Annotated in this window: 8 protein-coding genes; 6 read left to right on the plus strand and 2 right to left on the minus strand. The window is 37.2% G+C overall.

Annotation, left to right across the window (positions count from 1 at the left end; all coding sequences use genetic code 11):
• A partial coding sequence (locus EZ456_RS24805) for a transposase (RefSeq protein WP_165501264.1) occupies positions 1–268 on the plus strand: 268 nt, incomplete at its 5' end.
• 33 nt (positions 269–301) lie between these two features.
• On the opposite strand, the gene EZ456_RS24810 is transcribed toward EZ456_RS24805, so the two are convergent.
• Positions 302–1,351, minus strand: coding sequence for an alpha/beta fold hydrolase (locus tag EZ456_RS24810; RefSeq protein WP_131534883.1), 1,050 nt, complete (start codon positions 1,349–1,351; stop codon positions 302–304).
• 499 nt (positions 1,352–1,850) lie between these two features.
• Here EZ456_RS24810 and EZ456_RS24815 point away from each other — a divergent pair, with 499 nt between their 5' ends.
• The 5 genes from EZ456_RS24815 to EZ456_RS24835 all read left to right on the plus strand — a co-directional run bounded on the left by EZ456_RS24815 (position 1,851) and on the right by EZ456_RS24835 (position 6,446).
• Complete coding sequence (locus EZ456_RS24815) at positions 1,851–2,870, plus strand: sensor histidine kinase (protein WP_131534885.1); 1,020 nt, start codon at positions 1,851–1,853, stop codon at positions 2,868–2,870.
• Entirely contained in the window at positions 2,851–3,612 is a 762-nt protein-coding gene (locus EZ456_RS24820; protein ID WP_131534887.1) for a LytR/AlgR family response regulator transcription factor, read from the plus strand. Before EZ456_RS24815 ends, EZ456_RS24820 begins: the two co-directional genes overlap by 20 nt.
• Positions 3,613–3,825: 213 nt before the next feature.
• The gene (locus EZ456_RS24825) at positions 3,826–4,608 is read left to right on the plus strand and encodes a DUF1223 domain-containing protein (RefSeq protein WP_131534889.1); all 783 of its coding nucleotides are present in this window, start codon (positions 3,826–3,828) and stop codon (positions 4,606–4,608) included.
• 14 nt (positions 4,609–4,622) lie between these two features.
• Positions 4,623–4,802, plus strand: a complete 180-nt coding sequence (locus EZ456_RS24830; protein ID WP_131534891.1) for a hypothetical protein — start codon at positions 4,623–4,625, stop codon at positions 4,800–4,802.
• Between the two features lie 273 nt (positions 4,803–5,075).
• Positions 5,076–6,446, plus strand: a complete 1,371-nt coding sequence (locus EZ456_RS24835; protein WP_131534893.1) for a YeiH family protein — start codon at positions 5,076–5,078, stop codon at positions 6,444–6,446.
• Between the two features lie 486 nt (positions 6,447–6,932).
• Here EZ456_RS24835 and EZ456_RS24840 read toward each other — a convergent pair.
• Positions 6,933–7,145: IS3 family transposase (locus tag EZ456_RS24840; RefSeq protein ID WP_165501389.1), on the minus strand; the 213-nt coding region annotated here is incomplete at its 5' end.

Consider the following 7,145-nt stretch of genomic DNA (forward strand, 5'->3'; position numbering starts at 1 on the left):
ACTCAGTACATCCAAAGACAGAATAGTTGCTTTTAAAAGACTGGCAATTTGGTATAATCAGGTAGAAGCCGCTGGATTCAAGTCGTTTAACACCATTTCAAGAACGATACAGAACAACTATGAAACCATATTAAACTACTTTACAAATAGGAGTACCAATGCTTCTGCTGAATCTTTCAATGCTAAAATAAAAGCATTCAGGGCACAGTTTAGGGGAGTAAGAAGTGTAAAGTTCTTCTTATTCAGATTAGCTAAGATTTATGCCTAGTATTAATCCCCAACTTTTTTGCTTGATCCGTTACTAGGCCATCATTGCTGCTTGGATAATGGCATCTGCAAATGCTTTAGGTGCTTCCTGAGGAAGATTATGCCCAATGCCACCACTTAGGTTGTAGTGTGCATATTTGCCTTTAAACTTAGCCGCATAATTACTTGGGTTACCATGTGGTGCACCATTGGCATCGCCTTCGAGCGTAATGCTCGGAACCGTTATAGCTGGAAATGTGGCTAGCATTTTTTCATATTTATCATATTTCGCTTCCCCTTCTGCCAGCGCCAGTCTCCACCTGTAATTATGGATTACAATGGCAACATGATCTGCATTATCCAATTCCGCTGCAGACTTTTCGAAAACGGTATCACTAAATTTCCATTCTGGAGAAGCGGTTTGCCAAATCAGTTTTGCAAAATCTTTTCGGTTAGCTTCATATCCTAAACGGCCGCGTTCTGTTGCGAAATAGAATTGATACCACCATGATAATTCTGCTTTTGGCAACAAGGGGCTCTGGTTTACCTCCTGGCTTCCAATAAGGTATCCACTTACCGAAACCATTGCTTTACAACGCTCAGGCCACAATGCAGACATAATATTGGCCGTTCTTGCTCCCCAATCAAATCCACCAATTACTGCTTTATCTATATTTAAGGCATCCATCAAGGCAATAATATCTGCAGCAATAGCCGATTGTTGTCCATTTCTTGGCGTTTTTGCCGAAAGAAACTGCGTACTGCCATGGCCGCGAAGGTGTGGAACAATTACCCGATATCCTTCTTCAGAAAGCAAGGCTGCTACATTAGCATAACTATGAATTGTATAGGGCCATCCGTGTAACAGTATAATTGGCTCACCATCTGCTGGTCCGCTTTCTGCATAACCCATATTTAACACGCCTGCATGAATCTGTTTTATCGAATCGAAGGATGTATTGCTGTGCGTTTTATTGTTGCTGTATTTGTTCTTTACATTTTCTTGCGCGTTTAAAAGGTTTAACCCTCCAAGTTCTGCAACAGCCATGGTTAAAGCGGCTACACTTAAAAAGCGTCGGCGGCTATAATTATTTTGATTTTCCATAGTTCTAAAATTTGTTGACGATTAATGTTTTACTCCCTTAGTTATGTCAAAATTAATGCGGTTACAAAGAATAGATTACCCTTTTCGGGACGAAATAGACAAAATAGGTTTTGACTTATACATTGTTAAGCCTGAGTAGGACTGGAATTGAGTCGAAAGGAGTGGTTGCCATTTTGTGTAGGCGATCGTGTGGATGTATCTTTTTTTGCTAGCTTTTATGCGCTTTGATAATCTACTTTAACAAATCACAGCTCTTATCGAAATAAAAAATACAATTCTTCTGCTGATTTAAGTTTGGTATTGTCTATTTCATCAACCAATTTGTCTAGTTCAGCTTTGGAATTATTTAACTACATGATGTGGGTACTTAGTTTCGCTAAAAAAGAAGAAATATATGTGATGTAGATTGAGATGAGCACCATCATAATCTTTTAAATTTAAGCGTAATAAATTATTATTTTTGATTACCCCAACCTAATTAGCCAGGCTAAAAACTGATATGACTAAAAGCCCTTTAAAAATTTCGCCTACTATTATCTGGGTAAGTTCCATTTTTCTTGGACTTTTATCTTCTGTTCCTCAAATTGCAGAGCGCCATTTTAATGCAGCCGAAGCCGCTGTTAATGCGGGTATCACAGCAATATTTGCTTTGTTAATGTGGTATTTAAATATTTATATGCTGTCGCGAAAAAGCAGCAGACCCAATAAACAAGGGATTTCCTATTCCAAGTTGTTCAAAAGTCTTTTAATTGGTATTGGGGTTATGCTTTGCCTGGCGTCGATTCAGCAATTAATCCTTTCACACATTAATTTTGGCCCTACGATGTTGATGGTCGAGGTACGGGGGATATTGATCAATTTAATTTTTTATATGTTCCTCCATCTGTTACAGCAAAATTACGAAAATCAACAGGTGAGCATGGAATTGGAGAAAATCAAAAGTGATAGTTTGGGTGCTCAGTACGAATTGCTTAAGCAACAGGTTAATCCCCATTTCCTTTTTAATAGCCTCAATACCCTAAAGGCTATGGTAGAAATCGGCGACGAAGAGGCTGTTGATTTTATCCTTAAGCTTTCTAATTTCTATAGATATACCCTTGAAAGCCGTAAATTAGACCTGATTCACGTTTCAGAAGAAATGGAAATATTGAATGCTTATCTATTTTTACAAAAGGCAAGATTTGATGGAGGCTTTAGCTTTACTTCTACTTTAAAAGAAGAAATTTTACGCACCTTAATTCCTCCCTTTACACTGCAGCTCTTAATCGAAAATTGTATCAAACATAATGTAGTTTCGTTAGATAAACCTTTGCACATCAGTTTGTATGCCGAAGACGGGCAAATTGTTCTGGAAAACCCTATACGTTTAAAAACAGCTAATAACAACTCATTGGGTGTGGGGCTAAAAAATATCACGCTACGCTACCAACATCTTCTTGAAAAGCCAATTGAAATTAGTAATGATGGCCAAATTTTTAAAATTAAACTCCCATTAATTCATGAACATCATCATCATTGAGGATGAGCTGAAAACAGCTAAATCACTCGAAAATATAATTTTGAGCCTTAGACCCGATGTTAAAATAGTAGGGCAATACCAGAGTATTGAAGGATCAGTGAAAGCACTATCGGAACAGCCACAACCTGATCTGATATTTATGGATATTCAATTGGCAGATGGATTATGTTTTGAAATATTTAAACAGGTTAAAGTAAATAGTCCAATTGTGTTCTGTACGGCCTTTGATGAATATTCGTTAGAAGCCTTTAAACGTAATGGAGTAGATTATGTGTTAAAGCCATTTTCTAAAATAGATATTCAAGAGGCCTTTCAAAAGGTAGACGGCCTTCAGAATTTTTTTCAGCAAAAGGTAATACCCGATCTAAGCAATTTATTGACAAAATTGAGTAGCCCAGCTGGAAAGGAGAGTTTTTTGGTGTTTAAAAACCAGAAATATACCACTGTTCAAACCGAAAATATTGCTTTCTTTTATATCAGAAATGACGCTTCAACAATTATGTGTTTTGATAAGCAAGAATTTGCATTGAGCCAATCTCTTGATCAGATTACGATGTTGGTATCCTCCAAACAGTTCTTTAGGGTTAACCGACAATATTTAGTGAATTTTAAAGCAATTAAAGAAATAGAGCATTATTTCTTAAGGAAGTTATTTGTAAAACTGGTGATTGAAACTCCAGATAAATTGCTGATTAATAAGGAAAAAACGCCTGCTTTTCTTTCGTGGATGGAAGATAGGTAATAGAAATCCACATTTATCTGCTATAAGGTAACGAGTTTGGTCAGAAACGGATATCCGTTTCTGGTCTTTTTTGCTTTAGGGCATGCTAATAGCTAATTTGTCTTGCTTACCGGCTTCTTGTCTAGCTCCTCCGCTAATTTGTCCGGTTCAGCTTTTTCCACCTAATTTCAGGCATATTGATCGCTTATTTTTGATCAAAAAAGAATAGAAATTATGAAAACACTAAAAAGAATAGCGATCGTAAATGCAGTCATTGTGGCGGTAACAGCACTTAGCGCCTTTATTTGGGTAGGATCTGCACGAGAAAAAAAAGCAGAACACCCTGTTAAAGGAAAAGGTTTTGCCGTTTTGGAATTATTTACATCTGAAGGATGTTCGAGCTGTCCGCCAGCAGAAGAACTACTGGCCAAAATGGAGAAAGAATCTAACGGGAAACCAGTATATGTACTTGGATATCATGTCGATTATTTTGATAATTTAGGTTGGCAGGATGTTTTTGGAAGCCCGGAAAATACAAAAAGGCAAAAAAAATATAGTTCCTGGCTAAGTGCACAGATTTATACGCCTCAATTGGTGATTAACGGCGCTCAAGAATTTATAGGATCTAATGAAAGCGATGTGAGAAATGCCATTAACAAACAGCTAGTGAATAAACAACATACAGCCAGTTTAGCTTTTGATACCAGAAGGGATGGAGATGTACTGAAAATAGATTACGAAACCAAAGATACTCAGGCGAGCGACGATCTTCTTTTTGCACTGGTACAAAAGAACGGTAGTACCCATGTACAACGTGGGGAAAATGCAGGACTTAAATTATCTCATGTTCAGATTGTACGCAAAACCTTAACACTGTCTCTAAACAATGCGAAATCAGGAATTGCAGTATTGAAAATTCCCAAAAGTAGCAATGCCGAAAAATGGGAAGTAATCGGGATGGTTCAGCATAAAACAACGGGGATAATTTCTGCCGTAAATGCATCAGCAACTTTTTAATCGAACACATCATCATGGAAAATCATCAAAATACCACGACCAACAGTTTACTGGTTGGATTGGCAAGCTTAATGTCGACACTTTTCCTGGTTAGCCCTCCATTTGAAAAAAATCCACAGCAATGTGAAATGGTGCAAAGCATAGGAAAGAGAAAGCAGAAAGGACAAGAGAATGAACCTGAACCAATTTTATAGCATTAAATCTTATCACAATTCATAAACAAAGTTTATAAGTTAGGAAGTCGTCATATATTTGGCGACTTTTTTATTTAAAAACAATGCGCTCTGCGCTTTAACCACCAACACAGAGAGGGACTAAGCGTTCACAGCGTCAGATATTTGTTACGGATAAAATCCTCCTGAATATTTATTTTAGTTCGATATTGTGAATTTGTTTACAGTTTAAGTAAATACATCCGCCAGTATTTTATAATGAAAATCAAATTAACACCATAAATAAATCAACTAATGTCGAATCGAAACAACGCAGCCGATACTACTGGAGCCTTAACTGATGCTGGGATAAGCCCAGACAAGAAAACATTTTTACAATCTCTTACCGAAGATTGGTGGGCAGTTATATTGGGAACGATTATTATTGCCACCGTACTTTATTTAACCAGCAATGGTACTGTAATAACTTTACCTGTATTTAAATGGGCAAATAGCGAAGATCTTTTAGGTAAAATATTATCAGCATCTAATTTATTGTTGATTGTTGAAATGGGTGCAGTTTTTCTGGCCTTAGCTTCGATAGCTATAGGTTTATCAGGGGGCAATGTTGCACGGTTTGCTGGTGGTTTTGCACTCATTTACTTTTTAGCTATCGTTTCCTTTATTATAGGAGGTAATAAAAGTGTATCCTATTTTGGATTAGAATATGTGGTATTTGCATTGCTTATTGGTATCGCATTAGGTAATCTGGTCAGGTTGCCATCCTGGCTAAAAGAAGCAGTACGATCAGAGTTTTATATTAAAACAGGTTTGGTGATATTGGGGACAACTATTTTATCGGCCGATTTGATTAAGGCTGGGCTACCGGGTATAATACAGGCAGTTATTGTAGTTACTGTGGTTTGGTTTTTTTCGCTGTGGTTAAGTCGCAAGTTAAAGGTTGATGATGAATTTGGGGTAATATTGGCCTCTGCCGTATCTATTTGTGGTGTTTCTGCGGCTATTGTAGCCGCTGGAGCAATTAATGGCGATAAACGTAAATTATCGTACGTAACCACGCTGGTGTTGATTATGGCTATCCCGATGATGATTATTTTGCCTTGGGCAGTAAAATATTTTAATATCCCTGAAGTAATTGGAGGAGCATGGCTGGGTGGTACTTTAGATACCACAGCAACAGTAACTGCCGCTGGCGATTTGGTTGGGCCAATAGCGGTTAAGGCTGGCGTTATTGCCAAATTTTCGCAAAACGTTTTTATTGGTGTTGCCGCTTTTTTTATTGCAATATGGTGGGCCTATAAAAAACCTAAGGTTGAAGATGGTGTACAACTTAAAGTAGAACGCCCGGGGTTGAAAATTGTATGGGAGCGATTTCCGAAATTTGTATTGGGTTTCGTTGCGGCCTCTTTGGTCTTTTCTTTTCTGTTATCTCCCACAACTGCAAAAAGCGTTGCACAAACCTTAAACGGTTTACGTACAGTATGGTTTGCAATAGCATTTATTTCAATTGGTATGGAAGCTAAATTTTCTTCACTGGTGAAACTTCAGGGTGGAAAACCCGCATTCACATTCGTTACAGCACAAATATTCAACATATTCTGGACCCTTTTATGGTCGTATATTTTATTTGGTGGATATGTATTTCCTATACCTGATTTTAAATAGTGAGAAATTGAGTTTAAGAAAATCCTTCAATAAGCGCACGGTCAATGTCATTAAATTATGAAGAAAACAAAAGCATTATCATCCTGAGGAATAATTTATTGTATAAAAATCAGTATTAATGATATGAAGAATTTAAAGAGAAATAAATGGTCTCAGGTTGTCGTCATTTCGATCTGATAACTATCGGATGAAGCGCAGTCCCGAATCTTCGGGAGAGAAATCTTTTAACATAGTCCAAAGATCTCTCCTCCGAAGGAGTTCCTTTGGAACGCTGCGGTCGAGATGACGACCATTCGTCTGAATCCGACAATGGTAGAGGTTAGTTTTTGATAAAAAACATTGGGGTGGAAATGACATTTACATATCGTAGCGTCATTCCCAACTCGATTGGGAATCGTAATGTGGAATTGCAATAGTCTACTAGAGATTTTTTGTTGTCATATTATTATTTTTATTGAGAAGCATTACTTTAGATTTTTTTCTTTTTTAAGCTGCGATTTTAGGGTTTATTGAGCTGTTTGCAAACTCTAATGGCGATAAGTACCCCAAAAAAGAGTGTCTTCTTTTTCTATTATACCATACCTCTATATATTCAAAAATGGCTAAACTGGCCTTCGATCTTGTTTTATATATCTGCTGGTATATCATTTCTGTTTTTATAGTTTTAAAGAAACTCTCTGCAACTGCGTTATCCCAACA

It is taken from the genome of Pedobacter psychrodurus (genome assembly GCF_004331735.1).
Lineage (GTDB): Bacteria > Bacteroidota > Bacteroidia > Sphingobacteriales > Sphingobacteriaceae > Pedobacter > Pedobacter psychrodurus.